Source organism: Rhizobium sp. BT04, assembly GCF_030053135.1.
GTDB lineage: Bacteria > Pseudomonadota > Alphaproteobacteria > Rhizobiales > Rhizobiaceae > Rhizobium > Rhizobium binxianense.
This window is the reverse complement of sequence record NZ_CP125650.1, coordinates 213427-230732: the sequence shown is the minus strand read 5'-3', so window position 1 is coordinate 230732 and position 17306 is coordinate 213427. Positions and strand designations below refer to the sequence as shown.

Annotated in this window: 14 protein-coding genes and 3 pseudogenes; 8 read left to right on the top strand and 9 right to left on the bottom strand. The window is 53.4% G+C overall.

Translation table 11 applies throughout. From position 1 onward, the window contains the following. Positions 1–135: 135 nt before the first annotated feature. Positions 136–678, bottom strand: a complete 543-nt coding sequence (locus QMO82_RS04425) for a hypothetical protein (RefSeq protein ID WP_029875808.1) — start codon at positions 676–678, stop codon at positions 136–138. A gap of 354 nt (positions 679–1032) precedes the next feature. On the opposite strand from QMO82_RS04425, the gene QMO82_RS04420 reads away from it, so the two are divergent. Both QMO82_RS04420 and QMO82_RS04415 read left to right on the top strand, forming a co-directional pair. Continuing rightward, positions 1033–1728: a DUF6875 domain-containing protein gene (locus QMO82_RS04420; RefSeq protein ID WP_004677746.1), complete on the top strand. Its 696-nt coding sequence runs from the start codon at positions 1033–1035 to the stop codon at positions 1726–1728. Positions 1729–1813: 85 nt separating this feature from the next. Continuing rightward, positions 1814–2335, top strand: coding sequence for an aminoacyl-tRNA deacylase (locus QMO82_RS04415; protein ID WP_004677747.1), 522 nt, complete (start codon positions 1814–1816; stop codon positions 2333–2335). A 155-nt stretch (positions 2336–2490) separates the two neighbouring features. On the opposite strand, the pseudogene QMO82_RS04410 reads toward QMO82_RS04415, so the two are convergent. After that, positions 2491–3235: pseudogene (locus QMO82_RS04410) on the bottom strand (transposase); the annotation flags it as partial. 900 nt (positions 3236–4135) lie between these two features. Between QMO82_RS04410 and QMO82_RS04405 the strand changes: the two are divergent. From QMO82_RS04405 to QMO82_RS04395, 3 genes are all read left to right on the top strand, one after another. Next, positions 4136–5161 carry an LLM class flavin-dependent oxidoreductase gene (locus QMO82_RS04405; protein ID WP_011053483.1) on the top strand — a complete coding sequence of 342 codons (1026 nt, stop codon included), beginning with the start codon at positions 4136–4138 and terminating at the stop codon, positions 5159–5161. A gap of 151 nt (positions 5162–5312) precedes the next feature. Then, positions 5313–6221: a transcriptional regulator NodD3 gene (gene nodD3, locus QMO82_RS04400; RefSeq protein WP_004677763.1), complete on the top strand. Its 909-nt coding sequence runs from the start codon at positions 5313–5315 to the stop codon at positions 6219–6221. An 81-nt stretch (positions 6222–6302) separates the two neighbouring features. Further along, a complete protein-coding gene (locus tag QMO82_RS04395) occupies positions 6303–6650 on the top strand; it encodes a hypothetical protein (RefSeq protein WP_012489591.1) in 348 nt (115 codons plus the stop codon). Here QMO82_RS04395 and nodD2 read toward each other — a convergent pair. Continuing rightward, positions 6630–7586, bottom strand: coding sequence for a transcriptional regulator NodD2 (gene nodD2 / locus QMO82_RS04390; RefSeq protein ID WP_004677768.1), 957 nt, complete (start codon positions 7584–7586; stop codon positions 6630–6632). The two genes, QMO82_RS04395 and nodD2, sit on opposite strands and share 21 nt — an antisense overlap. A gap of 384 nt (positions 7587–7970) precedes the next feature. Between nodD2 and QMO82_RS04385 the strand changes: the two are divergent. Continuing rightward, positions 7971–8140 (top strand): annotated as a pseudogene (locus tag QMO82_RS04385) (IS3 family transposase); the annotation flags it as partial. A gap of 111 nt (positions 8141–8251) precedes the next feature. Here QMO82_RS04385 and QMO82_RS04380 read toward each other — a convergent pair. The 4 genes from QMO82_RS04380 to QMO82_RS04365 all read right to left on the bottom strand — a co-directional run bounded on the left by QMO82_RS04380 (position 8252) and on the right by QMO82_RS04365 (position 12341). Then, on the bottom strand, positions 8252–9781 hold the full coding sequence (locus QMO82_RS04380; protein ID WP_237353193.1) for a class I tRNA ligase family protein: 1530 nt from the start codon (positions 9779–9781) through the stop codon (positions 8252–8254). Between the two features lie 61 nt (positions 9782–9842). Next, positions 9843–10172 (bottom strand): cupin domain-containing protein, encoded by a 330-nt coding sequence (locus QMO82_RS04375; protein WP_004677772.1) that lies wholly within the window; start codon positions 10170–10172, stop codon positions 9843–9845. 21 nt (positions 10173–10193) lie between these two features. Beyond that, complete coding sequence (locus QMO82_RS04370; RefSeq protein ID WP_029875810.1) at positions 10194–10973, bottom strand: phytanoyl-CoA dioxygenase family protein; 780 nt, start codon at positions 10971–10973, stop codon at positions 10194–10196. Positions 10974–11054: 81 nt separating this feature from the next. After that, positions 11055–12341, bottom strand: a complete 1287-nt coding sequence (locus tag QMO82_RS04365; protein WP_010009012.1) for a lysine N(6)-hydroxylase/L-ornithine N(5)-oxygenase family protein — start codon at positions 12339–12341, stop codon at positions 11055–11057. A gap of 763 nt (positions 12342–13104) precedes the next feature. Here QMO82_RS04365 and QMO82_RS04360 point away from each other — a divergent pair. Further along, a protein-coding gene (locus QMO82_RS04360; RefSeq protein WP_283196501.1) for an IS3-like element ISRel21 family transposase occupies positions 13105–14207 on the top strand; the annotation gives its coding sequence in 2 pieces (ribosomal slippage) (positions 13105–13366 and positions 13366–14207; 1104 coding nt in all). A 300-nt stretch (positions 14208–14507) separates the two neighbouring features. Here QMO82_RS04360 and QMO82_RS04355 read toward each other — a convergent pair. Continuing rightward, positions 14508–15422, bottom strand: a complete 915-nt coding sequence (locus QMO82_RS04355; protein WP_010034735.1) for a hypothetical protein — start codon at positions 15420–15422, stop codon at positions 14508–14510. 64 nt (positions 15423–15486) lie between these two features. Beyond that, positions 15487–15695 (bottom strand): annotated as a pseudogene (locus QMO82_RS04350) (insulinase family protein); the annotation flags it as partial. A gap of 664 nt (positions 15696–16359) precedes the next feature. On the opposite strand from QMO82_RS04350, the gene nodA reads away from it, so the two are divergent. Then, positions 16360–16947, top strand: a complete 588-nt coding sequence (nodA, locus tag QMO82_RS04345) for a nodulation N-acyltransferase NodA (RefSeq protein ID WP_004679687.1) — start codon at positions 16360–16362, stop codon at positions 16945–16947. Positions 16948–17306 lie beyond the last annotated feature (359 nt).

The following is a 17306-nucleotide window of genomic DNA, read 5'->3' as shown; positions in this document are numbered from 1 at the left end:
GCACCGGCCGTCAGGCCGGTTAAGCGAAGCGGGTTACCTCGATGAAGCTTGTTTACGGAGGAAACATTTGATTGATGAAAGGATAAACGCGCGCGAGACCGGCTTCTTACTTTTGCTTTCCCACAATAAAACTCGCTAAAATTTCCTGGCTTTTCGATCGACTCTCTTTTGAGAGGAACCCACAGGTGCCCCAGAAGACGCTGGCGATTTATCAATAGATGAAGAACTTGCCGTTGCCATCCCTTCCTCAGGAAGCGTAGCTACTTGAGCGGCACTGTCAATCGCTCTACGGCAGTCATCAAGGAAGTCAGCTATATATTCATTGACATAGACAACCAACGGCTCCTTTGGAACAACAATCAGACGCCGTTTGTCCGTTTTATCCCGAGTGATGTCGATGAACCCACGCAAATGCGCTGCCTCGACATACTTTTGGCAAACAGTCTGGTTTTTGAAAGGCAGATAGCGACACGCCTGCATCTTCGTCATGGGTTTGTTATTGGCGTCCATATGATATACTTTAAGCATCAATCCAAGAATATTCCTCAGGAATAGTTTTTCTTCGGAATTTTCGCTAAAGAGATCTGACAAAAACGAGTCAATTTTCTCAAGCTTATGCTTTACGCCGACGTCGATCTGTTCTGGCGTATATATTTTTCTTCGTGTTGTCTTCGTCACGGCCACGCCTCTGCGCAATGGGTCGTTCTGTTTTCACCCAAAGCCTGTTACCGGATCCCATCGCGGCGACATTTATCATATGTATGTCTTCATAACTACGACGAATATAAGAATTTGCGGGCGGTCGTGAGACTAACCTTCATCGTGCACGAGCCCCCGCTCTTGTTTTCACATCCATTTAAAAAAACAGTTACACAAGTGTAACTACGAGTGCTATCAAAAATTCGGGAGCTTCGCTTCCGATGGAAGGTCGGTCTCTTGATTGGCCCCCGACCAGCTCGCCCGCCGCCCGAGCTGGCATGCAAGAGCCCGACCTTCCGTTTTGCACGTGGCTTTTCGAACCAGGGATCCGAAATGAATAAAGAGATTTGGAAAGATTACAGCCAACCTTTCGGGACGATTGGTCCATTGATGACAGTGGGCGAAATTCTGGAAAAGAATATTGATGCGGGATACAACGCCTATGATGAGTATGCAAACGCAGCTCTTCAGAAATTTGCTCGGTATGCCTCAGAATTCCTCTCCAATCCACATCCTCATTTAGGTCGGGACGGGAGCGTTTGCCCTTTCGTTCCCGAGGCTCTGACGAAGGGGCTTTTACGGGTTGCCGCGTCGCAAGCTGTTGCAGTTGACGAAATCGAAAACGATTTGGCGCGTATGCTCGCCGTCTTCAGCCAGATGAAACCCGTAAAGTCCTTCAACGATCGAACGGGCGACTGGATCTATAAGGCCATTATCATTGCCCTTCCTGGAATACAGGATGAAGGAGAGATCATCAGGATTGGTCAACTGCAAAAACGGCTGAAGCCCGACTTCATTCAGGAAGGTTTCATGATCGGTGAATTTTATCCAGGTTGCCCGGAGCCCGGTTTGCACAACAGGATGTTTCGACCGCTCGACACAACGGTTCCAGCCTTGGCTATTCGGCATATCACCAAATATGATGCTCCTTTCATGCTCGATAGCGATAAGTGCCTGGAGGCTTACTTCAGTATTTTTGGGAACGAGGGTCGCCGCCGCATTAGGCAGCTTTTGGAGCGAACCGCCTGAAACTTACTCGCAAGAGGGCTGTACTCGCAGTCGCTGAAACAGCTATCCTCGATCGTCCTACCAGGTGAACCGGAAGGAAACGACTATGTTGGACGTTCATCCGAACGTACTTGCTGAACTGCACCAGATCGGAGCGTCGACGGTACGATTGTGGCGCTATAGTGAGTTCGCCACCCCTATTACATCTCCTTCCGATTTAGCCTCTGCTATCGGCGTTCCCGTGGGGCGCGTTGCAAAGACGATGATTATTGCCGAGCAGAAAGCGAACGATGTGATGCGCCGGTCTCATCCTGCGCGCCACCTTTGTGCCGTTTTGCTGCCATCACCTTCAAAGATTGACATGAAAGCGGTTGCTGGCACGTATGGATGGAAACGAGCCGAGCTTGCTCAGAAAGAACAGGTACTCGATCTCTTCGGCTACCCGTCAGGAAGCGTATCACCATTCGGTCTCCAGAAGATCGCTGTACTGATCGACACCGCCCTTTTTTCTTATCCTACCGTAGTCACAGGTGCGGGCAAGGTTGGAGTCGAGCTTGAGATCGACACAAGCATGCTTTGGAAGATCGGGCAGCCGTTACAGACGCGTGGACGGGCCAGTCAAACCTAACGCCTCGTCACCTTTCATAGAGATGCCGTGAGGTAGGTTATTTCTTCGGGAAAGGAAATGCGGTTCCACGTAACGGCGCCTCGATTAGAGAATGAGGGTTCAATACGTATGTTGCGTAATCGGACTCATAGTGCGCACTATAACGAAAATCGTCACACCCGTCCCAACGTCTGCACGACATCTTCACCTCGATAGCTGTGAGGCGGATCAAGCGCGGGAACATAGCGTGAGAAGGTGGCGACCACCGTCAGGACCCGCAGTTTCTTTCCGGTTGCGAGCTGGTCGTGCACGAAGTCCATCGCCCACACGTCATTTGGTCCGACAGCCATTTGCCGATCCTCGCGAAGTTTCGCCTTAACACGGCGCTTCCGAGTCTTATTCCGCAGCTGCAGTCCCAAGTCCCTGTAAATGCGATAGGTTCGCTTGATGTTGGTGCCCCAACCCTCGCGTTCCAAAAGCACATGCACGCGACGATAGCCGTAGCGCACCCGCGCTTACAGGTCTAGACCGGCCTCGGCGCGGCGAGAGATGTAGTGATCGGTCGACCGATCGAAGTTCAACGCGCCACAGGCACGCCGGATCGAGATCGCCCAATCGCGGCACATGACACCACCTCCCGCTACCCCTCAGGCCTTAGAGCTTTCGGCGGATGGCGTCCTGCAGCATCTCACGGTCCAACGTCAGATCCGCGACGATCTTCTTCAATCGCGAATTCCCGTCCTCAAGCTGCTTGCGCCTCTTCATCTCTGGCGGCAACATGCCGGCGTACTTTTTCTTCCAGTTGAAGTAAGTCGTCTGACTGATCCCCGCCTTGCGACAAATCTCCGCGATCGAGACGCCCTCATCACCCTGCTTCAAAATGAACGCCTTCTGAGCGTCCGAAAACTGCGATGCCTTCATCGTGTTCCGTTCCTTTTCCCAGCCAGGAAAATGCACCGGAAAACTCTAACCAAAATTGGTCCAGTTTGAAGGGTTGAGAGCAATTTCCCTATCGTAAAACCTGTGATCCTATGAAGTTAAGATGGGGAATGTTAAGGACATATAACAGCGTGCACGAAAGACGCGGAAGCCAACTGCGTCACATCTATTTCTGGTATCGGCGCTGTTGCGCTGCGGCCAAAACCGCACTGGCTCCTGATCCTTCCACCTTCGGAAGGGGCCGTGATCTCGCCTGGGTCGACCGTATGCTAGTTCGATCAGCAACCCTTTGACGGTGAAGATTCCTGGTTATTCACCTGGTGGATCAATGCCATACAAACAATCAATTTTACGAAGCCATGGGATGTTATTAAACACCTCGATTATGAATTGGGGACCCCATGATGTTGCTCCACCGAGAGCAGCCGAGGGCAAGGTCACAGACCTGGCCGGTAAATGGAGACGAACATGGCCAACGTGGAACTGCAGAAGGCGCTCTCGTCTGCCAATCAAGCGCCGAGACATAGCTCTGGGTCCTTTCTTCGCCTACTGCAGGAGCCTCGTCGCATTAAACCGAATACCAGCTTTAACACATTTGGGTCGCCACAAAAGCTGAACAACCACTATCCGATCTTGCCAATCCTTGGCTTCTCAAAAGTGAACGGAGCTGTGGGTATGCGAGATGGGGTGTTACCCACCGCGAAGTCATACATGAATACGAATGATTCAATGTCATTTCAACGTGAGCATTATGATTAGCTCATCGGCGTCAGCATCGTTTTTTAGAACCAGCAGCTTTTCGATGATTCCTGGCGAAAGACATCGGGGCCACCCTCCGGTCTTGGTCACCGAAAATTCGCCGCCAAACTTGGAGACATTTAAATGACAAACTCTCTTCCCGCAAAGCTGATGGTTGGTATCTTCGACCATTTGGACGAAGACGGAAGGGAGATTGGGCGCCAGTATGAAGATCGGATGAAGTTGGCAGAGGTCTGCGATCGCCTTGGCTTTTATGGATATCACGTCGCAGAGCACCACTGTACTCCCCACGGCAGAGGACCTTCGCCGAATCTATTTCTAGCAAGCGTAGCTCAGCGCACGCAGCATCTTCGTCTCGGTCCTTTGGTTATGCTGTTGAATCTTTATCATCCGTTACGTGCGTTTGAAGAAATTTGCATGCTGGATCATCTGAGCGGTGGCAGGCTCGAGTTGGGCATGGGGCGCGGCTCCTTACCAATCGAATGGAGCTTTTTCGGTATTGATGAGGAGGTGGCGACATCGCGCTATCTCGAAGCCAGCGAGATCGTCATCCAAGCGATGAAGGAAGGAGCTCAGGCTCTTTCCTACAAAGGCGACCACTTTGAACTAGACAAAGTCCCGTTGATGTTGCGGCCACACCAACGTCCTCAGCCTCCGAGATGGATTACAACCAGTCGTCCTGAGGTTGCGCGCTGGGCGGCTGAGAACGATACAAATCTTGCCTGCGGGGGCCCTGCTTCTGCTGTTCGCCAGATCACTGATGCCTACCGAGCACACGAGAGACGTACCGCCGGGGGCAGGAAACGGGCGCCGTTCCTTGGGTTGGTCCGAATGGTGGTGGCCGGCAGCACGACGAAGCATGCCATTTCGCTCGCGGCCCCGGCTTATCAACGGTGGCTTCGGAGCTTTAGGTTTCTGTACGAGATTAACGGGATACAGACTCCTCAGAACCTCCCGCCGGATTTTGATGCAGCAGTAGACTGTCAGTTGTGCGTAGTTGGTACTGCTGCTTCAGTTAGGCAAGATCTTCTCGATCATGTCGAGGAAGCAGGTGCTAATTATCTTCTTTGCCAGCTGGCGTTTGGTGATTTGCCATTGGAGGCTTCCTATTACACTGCAACGAGCGTTCACTCTGGAGTTATGGCTTAATCTGGACTGGCCTCAGGTTGCTTTCCGATCACAGAGATTAAGTCTCTGTGGCCGCGCCCTCAAATCGATTGAGGAGCGTCAAGGCGAATTCAGCCATCGCCGTAGGAACAGCCATTGTGGAATGGGCTGCACTATTGGATAGTTAAAAGATATGCGATTTAAGGGCCTCGATCTAAATCTCCTTGTCGCGCTCGATGCACTAATGATTGAGCGCAACCTTACTGCGGCGGCACGTAGCATTAATCTGAGCCAGCCCGCAATGAGTGCAGCTGTCCGCCGGCTCCGCTCCTATTTCCGCGATGAACTATTTACGATGCGTGGTCGTGAGTTCGTTCCAACTCCGCGTGCGGAAGACCTCGCGCCTGCGATTCGTGAGGCTTTACAGCATATTCGGCTCAATATCATACCCTGGGATAAATTTACTCCTGATCAATCAGATCGTCATTTCCGAGTAAGCTTATGCGATTTCGTTACAGTTGTTCTTTTTCAGAAGATACTGGAGCGTCTTGCGCGGGAAGCACCCGGCATTAGTTTTGACTTGCTGCCTCTTACTGACAATCCAGACGAGCTTTTGCGACGCGGCGACGTAGACTTCCTTATTAGCCCACCGCTATTCATGTCGAGCGCGCACCCTAAGATAGATCTATTTCAGGAACGACTGACTTGCGTCGGCTGCAGTAATAACAAACAACTTGAGGAAGCCCTTACTGCCGAGGAGTATTCTTCAATGGGGCACGCGGTAGTTAGGTTCGGTCGGACGCAGCAGCCTACCATAGAAGATTGCTTCTTGCAGGAGCATGGCCTCAAGAGGCGGGTCGAAGTCGTTGTTTCAAGCTTTAGCATGATCCCCGCCGCCCTAATGGGCACCGATCGCATCGCAACCGTTCCGTTACGACTAGTTGGGCTTTTTGAGGACACGATACCATTGCGGATGACTGCGCCCCCGATAGCGCTGCCGACATTCACCGAGGCAGTCCAATGGCCGGTACTTCACGACAAAGATCCGGCAAATATCTGGATGCGAGATATAATGGTTCAGGAGGCAGCGCGATTGCCGTGACCATCCTGAAACCTAGGAAGCTGGGCTGCATTGGGAGCGACGACCCGCGACGCGGCCGATTAGCTGAAGACGGCACCACCTGTGAGTGACCCGCAGGCCATTTTATCGACGAAGCTGAGCGCTACGCCCGTCGCCGATCGGCCGCCCTTCGGACGATTGCGCGACGTGCTGTCTAGCACCTTCGGCGGCAAATCGAAGGGTGCTGGGGGACCACAATTGCTCCGCACCGCAACCCGCCGCTACCGCCGCAAATACAGCAACCCAAAACCGTCGGAGCGAACTCAAAACTGGATAAAACTTGGGGGCAAGGTCAGCGGCCTTCCCCGGATGGATACCTTTGAAAAGCCTCTTTGGTGGCTGTTGAACTTATTCGGGCTCGGGCGGATCTTACTCAAGCAGGAACCTTGGTCAGGAACCGGATTGTTGTAGCAACCCATGTATTTTAGGTGCGTTGGAGGACATCATACGGGAAGCTTCCTCAACCAATATCTCCCTGAACCAGATGCTCCCTGGATCGGCATTATGGAGCGCTGGCCATTGAACAGCTTCTGTGAAGACGGGGAGCGGTAACGGAAGGTTGATGATCCGCAAAGGGAAAGTACTTTCGTAATGCTCGACTAAGCGAAGCGGTAGGTTAGCTATGCGGTTCGTGCCACGCAGGACTGGTGGTATTAAGCTAAACCCTTGCACGACGACCTCCACCCGCCTCTGAATACCATTCTCGAGCAAGAACCAGCCCTCGACCGATGGCTTCAAAAAGCGCCCAAACGCGGCAGCGACGTGTCCCGTGGAGACATATTGCTCGATCGTCAGCGCTGAAGGTAGGTCCACATTTGTCGAACAGGCTACACATACAAACTTCTCTGTGAACAGTTTTGCACTCGGGTGTGCGCCCGAGAGAAAAAATTCAGGCACGATGAGGAAGTCGACGTCACCGCGGCTAAGCATCTCGTACGGATCACTATCCAAAGGCAGCAACTCAAAGCTGACTGCGGGCGCTTCTCGAGCAACTCGCTCAATGATTTTATTGAAGTATATCAGCATCATGAAATCGGACAGAACTATTCTAAAGCATCTGTCAGACTTCGACGGGTTAAACGGCTCCCAAGAGATGATTGAGCATTGTACCTGCAAGAGAGTTTCACGCACTGCCGAGGCAAGTCCTTCGGCACGGGGCGTCAGCCGAAGTTCTCGACCATTCATTGTAAACAATTCGTCGCGGAAATAGTCCCGAAGCCTACCAATGGCGGCACTCATTGCTGGTTGACTTAGATTGATACTACGTGCGGCAGCCGTTAGGTTGCGCTCGGTCGTGAGCGCATCCAATGCAACGAGCAGGTTTAGATCAAGGCCCTTGAAACGCATCTTTAGTCACATCCAAACAACGGATATTTTATATCCAAACAATCGATTTTTCCAGTACAGAACCTTCCAGCATAGATCCAATGAAGGTTCGTCAAAAAGGCTTAGGTTAGTTTGGTGATCAATTAAGTAGGCCGCATAGTTACGATAGACGTTATAGTTGCAGATAATCCACTTTAAATATCGAATGGCACCTTAGCAATAGGCGATGTGGAGCGGCGTCACCGAGCGACATGAAATGCTAGTGAACGGATGGGCGGAAGTAGGTTCATCATATCGCGATACCGGAGAGGCTTTGCCGTACGCTGGCTATCGACTGGCGGGCTCCTTCTGTTTGGAAGCATGTTCAAGATATTGGTGGCGTGCCAGTAATTTGTGATGAAAAGATCAACGCGCCTGAAGGCGCTTGAGGAAGAGAACGCCACACTGAAGAGACTGCTCGCCGAGCAGATCCTGGATACGGCCCCACTTCCCGAGCTCCTTAAAAAATAGAAAGGCCCGCCGCCAAGCGCGACGCCGTCGCACGCCAGAAAGCCGTCGTGGGCCTTTCGGAACGAAGTAGGTCGCCCGACTGCCGCCTTGCGTTCTCCGCTATCGAGATGCCGTCATCCGGTCGGCGTCCGCGTTACTCGCCTCGGGATCGTCAAAGCGGTTGCCGTCATTAAAAGCTAAGAATTCGGCCGGACTTGCCTAAATCGTCTTTCATAAGCCTCTATGAAGGCTTCCGGAATCGGGTCGCTAAACAATGGGAAATCAACCGGTTTGCGTAAGCCGGTGCTTGGCCGGATAGTGCCGCCATCGAGCCCCGGCCGCCATCCGGCTCCGAAAAAGAAAGCACCATACCGCGCCGCAAGCATCGGGGTCACAGGATTAAGAAGGCTTAGAAATACGGAAACTTCCGCTGCGCTGACTGAGGTATCTGCCCTTGAAAAAGACGCAACGTCGAAAAAGGCGTCTATGGCGTCCATGGCATCCCAGACGCGCAAGTCCTGCACCGCTTCGGAATATCGTTTAACATTGTGGTTCTGCTCGACTGTCAGCTTGTCGGCCGTCAGCGTCTCGTTACATCCGGCGTACTTGCGCAAAGCCGTTTCGAAAGCACGAATTCTAGCCGCGGTCTGAAGCAGCCCCTCGATCAGAAAATCGTTGTCGTTTGCGCCAAATGGCTTGGCGATGCTAGCCAAATAGTAGCGCAGCACGTTCGTGTCGATATCTGCTGCCACCTCGTCAGCCCACACAGCGTGGTCACGGCTAGTAGAAAATTTCGCGCCTTCGAGCTTATAAAAGTCCTGAATTGCATGGTTGTATGGAATCGCATAACCGCGCGAGAACAAACTAGCAGTAACGCCGATCGTGTAATAAAACCGGTTATCCTGACCCATGAAGAATACGAGTCTCGTGCTCGCGTTGCGCATAGTGTCATCGAGATCTGCGCCATTTTGCTTGCAGAGGCGTTCGATTCCTGTCTCATAGCACCACAATCCTTCAAACCAAGTCATTAAAGTTTGGCCTGCCACCTCCACCGGGGAGTTCAAAGTCACACCACGGTCGAAATGCCGCGACATCGGCAATGCCATCAGTTTTGACCGTAGCCAGTCAAGTTCTTTGCGCTTTATGGATTCCGGCCATCCGCTCGCCTCAATGGCGTGATCGAGCCCCGGAGCAAATTTTTCAAGCTCAAAATGAACCTGTCGAATCGGGCGCAAGATAAGGCTCTGGCCGCATGTCGTGTGAATCGGGTTGCGTAGTAGATTGTGTTGCAGCGCCGAGCCGCAATCTTCGCAAAGGTTACTATCTGTTGGCGCGTTACAAGCTGGACACTCTCCGACCGCGAGTGAGTCTGCGGCGAACTCTTCGCACGTCCCGCAATACAGTTGCTCTCCGTCGCGCAGCTCAACGTAGCCGGACGCTCTTAGTTGGTCGTAGATCGCCAAGCTGCGGTCTTTGTGGTCTTCGCTTGAAGTCCTTACAAATACGTCCGGTTCAATATCAACTGACCGCAGACACTGCAGAATTTCTTCAATGTGCATGTGTGCGACGTCATCAACCGGCCTGCCAAGCTTTCGGGCTTTCACCAGCGTGTAAGTGCCATGTTCGTCCGCACCTGTCACGTGATAGGCCGCGTTGCCTACCATGCGGTGGTAGCGTACGAACACGTCGGCGAGAAGGTACACGCCACCTATATGCCCAAGATGCAGCTTGCCGTTCGGGCACGGCGGCGCCGAGCAGGCAAAAAAAGTATGTTGGTTTGCTCTCAATTCAATCCCACCATATCGAAAGGAACTTTAAGCTGGTTTGAGGGCTGCTATTTTTGATCGCGTGTTTTTGGTGCGGCGCTATATAGACCATCGTGTCCCCACTGACTGCGGAGGTTTCTCCATCGGATTGAAACACGCCGCTGCCCGAGATCAATACCCAGAGTTCGTGCTCTGGGTGCGAATGAAGATCGACCGCATCGCCAGGTACCACCTCCACAATCGATGTGCCGAAAGCCGTTGCGACTGCCTGCGGTAGATGCTCAAGTAACCGGCACACCAGAACGCCATACTCCTGGCGCATGATTGAGCGGTCGATCTGTTTCGTATACATGTTTGCCTCTGTCCTCTGCCTTCAATCGCGATAGAAAATGCCGTTCGGCGGCTTGAGCTCGTCGATGTTGGAGACCTTGCCCTCGGGAGGGTTGTAGGCGCGTTTCAGTTTGTTGTATTCGGCCCTCGTTGGCCCACCAGTTGAGGCACGCTGGAACACGAGATAAATCACCCTTCGAGAATTTTCACTTTTGTTGGGCTTTGAGTAATGTGGGGCATAGTCGTCAAAGATGAAAATGTCACCGGCCTTCCACGTTACGGGCTCCCAAGCCAGCCTGTCCGCGACCTCGGGGTACATTACGCCGCCGGCGTCCATTGGGAACACGCCCTTTTTGTGGTTCCCGGGGCTGAAGAAAAGCCCTCCGTTGTCTGGGCCGGAATCGTCGATGCCTATTGCAACAATCGCGTGCACCATCCGGTCTGGTAGCTTATGTGGGATATGGTAGATGTCCTGATGCGGGCGATAGCCGCCGCTGTCGGAGTACTTAAAGATCAGCAACTCTTTGAGCATGCGGGCATCTTCCCCCAGTAACTCTTCGACGATCGACTCGATACGGTGGTCAGCCAGCAGTAAATCACGCACGGGGGCGTTAAATTCGAGGAAGTTCTCGACCTTCGAAATGATCCTCCTACCGACAGTTGTTTTTTCGAACCATATCAGCCATTTGTCTTCACTTGTCTCCCAGCACGAAACATCAGCCACAAGAGCTGAAAGTTTATCTCGGCTTTCTAGATCGAGAAATGACTCAATCCTAATGTATCCAACGTCATCCCATGTTGATTTTTGTTCTTTGGTTAACATGTGTAACTCCTTTTTAGATTTAAAGCCGCCTGGTAAAGCTGCGTCGTGAGCAGGCGCCCCGAGCTGCACTGCACTGGAGTGTTATCTTGCGTTTTGTGTCTCTTGAGCGGGAAGTAAACCTAGGCACCCAAGGATCGGCCGATCTGGGACGTTCAGATAGTATTCACGCCGAAGCAGGCTATTGATGATGCGACCGTTTCGGTAGGCGACGAGCGATAGATTCACACTCTGCAAGCCACTTTGGACTGGGGATCGGTTTTGCAGATATACCTGGCCGGGGGCGTTGTCCTCGAATTGAACGGAGTAATCGTCCTTCACGACCGGCAGACCGCCTTCCATAGAAGCGGAAGCCAATAGGCGATCGATAAACGCTAGCGGGCGAGGCTCGAAACCGGTGGCGAGTACGACCCGATCAGCCACTACAGTCGGTCGCTGACAGGTGCCGTGCGAAGCCAACAGCGCGTGCCAACCGTCCGCATGAGGAGACAACTCCTTCATGACGACTGCGGGTAGCAGTTGAATGACATCGTCAATATTGCCAGTCGCGCTGCGGTGATAGATAGTTTCGTAAATGCGGTTGCTCAATTCTGCTGAAATGCCGTCACTGGTGAGTTTTTCGTCGTCGACAATAGTGCGACGTTTTTTAAGTGGCAGCGAATGAAAGCGCTGGCTGTAAGACGGCGTGTATGACACGTTGATAAAAGAGCTGTCATCCCTCGTGAACAGGTTCCCGCGTGACGTCACCCATGTAATTTTACCGATACCCGGACTGCCCAATAGGTGTTCAACAACCTCCGCACCGCTCTGCCCCCCACCAACGACTAATACGCGTTCACCGATGTCGATTTGTGGCCGATCCAGATAGCTCGCCACATGGTAGACCTTCTCGCCCAGCCAAGGTTTGGCGCATTCGGGAATTGTTGCAACGACACCGACGCCAATCGCAACTGAGCGTGCATGGTAGTGATCTCGAGTCGTCGTCACGCGGTAACCCTCGTCTAATCTGGTTACGTCGGTAACCTCCTCCCCAAACCGGAGTTGTGGCAACTGATGCGCAACCCATTGGAAATACTGTGTGAACTCTCTTCGCGACGTGGTCGCGTCGCACCGGTTTACGAAGCTGTACAGCCGTCCATGCACCGCGAGGTAGTTGAGAAACGAAAACGGACTGGTCGGATCTGCAAGTGTCACACAGTCCTTCAGCGGAGATACCTGCAGGCGACTGTTGGGCAGCAGCAGCCCAGGATGCCAATCGAAGCCGCTTTCCTTTTCGAAAAAGGCAGTGCGCAGCGGCGTCGGACACGCGAGTGCTGCAAGACTAAGATTAAAGGGTCCGATGCCTATACCGATGAGATCCAGCACTTGCATAAACACACTTCCTTTGGTTGGGCGGGCACGTGGGCAGCGATACGGAAATCATTATGAAGGACGTCTGTCTCCTACACCGCCCTCCACAATGTCTGACTGGCGATTGCGATGTTGAGAGCGACCAGACCCGCCATCACGAGCATGGCAACGTCGATGCCATAAACAGCAATTAATGTGCCACCGAGATACGGGAATTCGAACGAACCCACGAAAATAAGCGAGTGTAAAGACTTGGGAGGCCGTTGAGATTGACAGACCACGTTCGCCAGCGAGGTTCACCACCATCGCATTCAAGGTCGAATAAGTGAGACCGTAGCCTATCGCAAAGAGAACGGTGGCGACGACGTACAGCAGCTCGCTTCCCGGGTTCAAAACCAAAAGTCCGATCCCAATCAGTGTCGTCACGAAGAGGGTGAGTGCTAGGCGCCCAAGCGGCAACTTACCGATCATACCCGCGACGGAGAATCGCAATGTGACAGTCGTGACGGTGAATGTCAGAAAGAAGACATTCGGTGAGAGTCCGCGCGTTTCGGCATATATGCTTTAAAACGTGGACAGGCCTGCGAACGTACAAGCACCGATCGCCAACATGACCACCGGCAACACCGTTCTCCCCCACAAAATAGACATGGTCGTCGGATCGGATAAGCGACGGCGCTGGTAGAAAGTTGCGGCTGATGCTGATCTGAACCCTTCAAACTGGACCAATTTTGGTTAGAGTTTTCCGGTGCATTTTCCTGGCTGGGAAAGGGACCAGAAGACGATGAAAGCGTCGCAGTTTTCGGACGCTCAGAAGGCGTTCATTCTGAAGCAAGGTGATGAAGGCGTGTCGGTTGCTGAAATCTGCAGGAAGGCGGGGATCAGCCAGGCGACTTATTTCAACTGGAAGAAAAAATACGCGGGCATGCTGCCACCGGAGATGAAGAGGCTGAAACAGCTCGAGGACGAGAATTCGCGCCTGAAGAAGATCGTCGCGGATCTGACGCTGGACCGCGAGATGTTGCAGGATGTCATCCGCCGAAAGCTCTAAGGCCTGCTCGGAAGCGGGAGATGGTGAAAGGCATGTGCTGCGATTGGGCGATCTCGATCCGACGTGCTTGTGGAGCGTTGAACTTCGATCGATCAACTCACCACTATACCTCTCGCCGTGCTGATCAGGCCGGTCTGGAACGTCGTATTCGCGAGATCTGCGAGATCCGTGTGCGGTACGGCTATCGCCGCGTGCATGTGCTGTTGGAACGCGAGGGTTGGGGCACCAACATCAAGCGAACCTACCGCATTTACAGGGACTTGGGGCTACAGTTGCGGAACAAGACACCGAAGCGGGGGGTAAAAGCCAAGCTTCGCGAGGATCGGCACATGGCCGTCGGACCCAACGACGTCTGGGCGATGGACTTCGTTCACGACCAACTCGCAACGGGTAAGAAACTGCGCGTGCTGACGGTGGTCGACACCTTCTCGCGCTACGTGCCGGTGCTTGATCCACGTCATAGCTATAGAGGCGAAGACATCGTGCAAACCCTTGAACGGGTGTGCCAAAAAGCCGGCTATCCGAAAACGATCCGTGTCGACCAAGGGACCGAGTTCGTGTCGCGCGACTTGGACCTGTGGGCCTATTCCAAGGGCGTGACGTTGGACTTCTCACGCCCCGGCAAGCCGACTGATAATGCTTTCATCGAAGCGTTCAATGGCCGCTTCCGTGCAGAATGCCTGAACCAGCATTGGTTCCTGACCCTTGCGGATGCCCGCGAAAAGATGGAGGATTGGCGTAGATACTACAATGAGGAAAGACCTCATGGTGCGATCGGCAACAAGGTGCCGATCTCGTTGGTGAATTCGGGAGGCGCAACCAGCCCGCCTCCCTGAATGAAGCCGGAAAACTCTAGCATCCGGTGGTCCAACGTTTGGGAGCGTTTCAAGACCGCCGAGGCTCTAATCGCCGCCGGATGAAAATTCAGTGGCAGGTCATTTGGTCTCGATGTTGCACAAGGAGCCAATTCCAGCGGCCACGAAGTACTTGGTATGCACCCGTGGGAACAACATGGGCGCTTCAATTGAACGGAAACTCAAATTTATGGCTGGCTCTGACAAATTACGGACGATCAGCGATAGTTCGGGTCTCCAGCGGGATTGCAGCATGAGGCCGGCAGTCAATACCAAAGGACATTACTGCGACTTCGCCGAATGCCGGTAATAGACATCCGCCAGAATGTGGTGGTCATGGCGGTAGACTTCGGCCATGATATTATAGAGGCTTGGATCGTGAGCCTCGAAATCTTCTGATGTGGCAATGGTGAGATTGCCTCGGCTGTAAGCCAAGTTCGTATTGAACCAAAATCGCGTGCCCTCGGCCCAATACTCATCGACGTTGTTCTCCATATAGGAACACGCCCAGAGGCCTTTCTCGTAGGCGTGCGAATAGGCACGTTCAACTCGTGCAACGAGATCAGGATCTACCGTGCGCAGCGCGTTGAAAATATTATGTGAGAATTCGTGAACAAGAATGTTCCCGCCGTAATACCGCGTGCCCGGCACGCCCATCAAATTCTCCACAGCTCCCGTCGTGTAGAGCCCGCCCATGCCGCGCGCCCTTTGTGCCCAGTAGTCTCGGGCAGTCATCTTGCCGATCGTGTTGGCGTAATCCCGCCGCTCGTCAGGGGTGAGACGTGGATCATCGGGAAGAGGCTTCTTCCAATCCCGCTGCTCGGGAATATCAGTCGTCGTCTCGTCAATTGCCATGACGCCCACCCGCGCTCCAGCCTGGATTAAAGCATCGCGGACATCACGGCGTTCTGACAACATGTAGAGGACAATGTCACGTGAGATCAATAGTGCCGTGTCTGGAACCTTGTTTGACGAAATAATAGGTATGCCCGCTGCGTCAGCATATTTGGCATAAAATGGATCCAGATTGAGTGATGTCGGTGGGCTGCGAACTATGAAAGTCTCGAAACTCGATACATCAGCCGCGGACAAAGGCGAGTCAGATAAGACATTCTCAGCGCCGCCGAGTCTGCCTGCGGATGCAGCAAGAAGGTACCCACCGCACAACACCATCCCCATCGAGCATACATCCATCATCGTGACCTCTCGTTAACGGCTGTCTTTCGTGAGACGACGCAACAACCGTGCCAGTCACTAAGTATTTCCTCGGGGGCTCATCGGCGCCGCCGGCTCTGTACCAGACCATGTGCGTGACGATCGGCATCCGGTGACCAGGGTATGACGATCACCTCATACCGTTATCTAGGAGAAAATTGCGATCTCGCGGCCGCCTCGCCAGTCCTGGGAGGCGTTTGCTGTGTCCGGGGTCCTAAAAGCTTGCACCGGAAACGCACTGATCTGCGAATCCATTCCTGTACCCATCATCTTCTCCCGAGGTCGGGATCGCCAGGCAAGTATGTCCTCTGGCAATCTTCGCCGATACCCAGCGTGCCGGTCCATGGGCTGCGATAGCCAAAGCGAACCAGGGCGTTTTGCGAGGGGAACCCCTTTCAGATTCAACAGGAGAATGCTGCTGCCTATCGCCGCGTCCCATTTTGTGTGGAATCAGACTGTCGCAAACCGAACATTCCGAAAAAACCCCTCCGCCAGGTCGGGTCGTTCGACGACTTTCGACGCCGGGATAGACCAGCCCGGTTCCGCCGAGGGTTCTAATGTGATCTCGACAATTTGCCTGATTATCGCCGAAAACGTCTTTGGCTTGCTTCTGCCTGAGTAGCGAGCCTCTCAGTCATGGTCAACTTTTCAGTTCAATGTCCTGGATGCCTGATCAAGATGATCCAGCATGATGGACAAGGCGGCATGTTCACGAAGAAGTTGGAGCCCGGCCGCTTCATCTGGCGTCGGCAGCCGATGGCAGGCCGATTGATTGGAACGCATCCATTGGACGGATGAGTTCCATCCAAACAAATGATTTCACCAGCTTATACCAGTGCCATTAGAAGCGCCCCAACGAGTGCGTATCAAGTAGTTGCTCTGTCGACGCCTGGACAGAGTATTAAGTGGAGGTTTAGGTATGAGCCCTCAGGTGCGGTGGAAAGTGTGCTGGGAAAACGAGTTGGAGCTCTCTGACCACACGGAGCTCGCAGATTTCTTTCGGAAGACCTATGGGCCAACTGGAGCTTACAACGCCCTTCCATTCGAAGGTGCTCGTAGTTGGTCAGGAGCTAGGCCCGAGCTTCGCGTAATAGGCTATGATGCGCACGGTGTGGCCGCTCACATGGGGTTGTTGCGTCGTTTCGTTCGGGTTGGCGAGGTCGATCTACTCGTATGCGAGCTTGGATTGTGGGGCGTGCGTCCAGATCTTGAGGGGTACGGCATTAATTCGATGCGCATTGTTTACCCAGTGCTGCAGCAACTTGGCGTTCGGTTTGCGTTCGGCGGTGTTCGGCAGGCGTTGCGCAACCTTGTTCTCAGGCTCTGCCGAAATGGTCTTGCGACGGTTTTGGAAGGGGTACGCGTGCGATCCACCCTTGCCGATGTTTATCTCAACCTCCCGCCGACGCGCTGTGAAAACGTAATTTTGGTAGTATTCCCAATAGGATGCTCAATGAGTGATTGGCCATCGGGGACCTTGATCGAGCGGAATGGCCCTGAGCTATGAAAGAGCATGGTCCCATAGCTGAAGTTATCCGAAGAGACGGTGGCGGCCCAGTGATCGGTGCGTCTATTTAACCCTCGATGACGGACCGACCCACACGATGACACATCCCGCACCTTTCGATCTGCGAACGCTTAGACGTCAAGCGTGAGATATTCGAGACAAGCAGGACCATCAGGAACATATGCCCCGAAGCCTCGGTACCGCAATCCGGGCACCTGGTGGAAGTATGAACATCATCGGCTAATGCCGTATTTTTGCGCGCTCGCGGGTTCACGATCCGCGCTCCTCGTTCGACCCGCTAACTGACGCCACTGCCGCAGAGCACGGCATCGGAGCCTGCGCACAAGCGCACTGCCGAC

What these genes read in the sequence shown, in the direction of transcription:
- nodD3 (WP_004677763.1), top strand. Translation starts at nt 5,313, where the DNA reads ATGCGATTTAAGGGCCTCGATCTAAATCTCCTTGTCGCGCTCGATGCA.
- nodD2 (WP_004677768.1), bottom strand. Translation starts at nt 7,586, where the DNA reads ATGCGTTTCAAGGGCCTTGATCTAAACCTGCTCGTTGCATTGGATGCG.
- nodA (WP_004679687.1), top strand. Translation starts at nt 16,360, where the DNA reads ATGAGCCCTCAGGTGCGGTGGAAAGTGTGCTGGGAAAACGAGTTGGAG.
- QMO82_RS04415 (WP_004677747.1), top strand. Translation starts at nt 1,814, where the DNA reads ATGTTGGACGTTCATCCGAACGTACTTGCTGAACTGCACCAGATCGGA.
- QMO82_RS04370 (WP_029875810.1), bottom strand. Translation starts at nt 10,973, where the DNA reads ATGTTAACCAAAGAACAAAAATCAACATGGGATGACGTTGGATACATT.
- QMO82_RS04355 (WP_010034735.1), bottom strand. Translation starts at nt 15,422, where the DNA reads ATGATGGATGTATGCTCGATGGGGATGGTGTTGTGCGGTGGGTACCTT.
- QMO82_RS04375 (WP_004677772.1), bottom strand. Translation starts at nt 10,172, where the DNA reads ATGTATACGAAACAGATCGACCGCTCAATCATGCGCCAGGAGTATGGC.
- QMO82_RS04365 (WP_010009012.1), bottom strand. Translation starts at nt 12,341, where the DNA reads ATGCAAGTGCTGGATCTCATCGGTATAGGCATCGGACCCTTTAATCTT.
- QMO82_RS04405 (WP_011053483.1), top strand. Translation starts at nt 4,136, where the DNA reads ATGACAAACTCTCTTCCCGCAAAGCTGATGGTTGGTATCTTCGACCAT.
- QMO82_RS04420 (WP_004677746.1), top strand. Translation starts at nt 1,033, where the DNA reads ATGAATAAAGAGATTTGGAAAGATTACAGCCAACCTTTCGGGACGATT.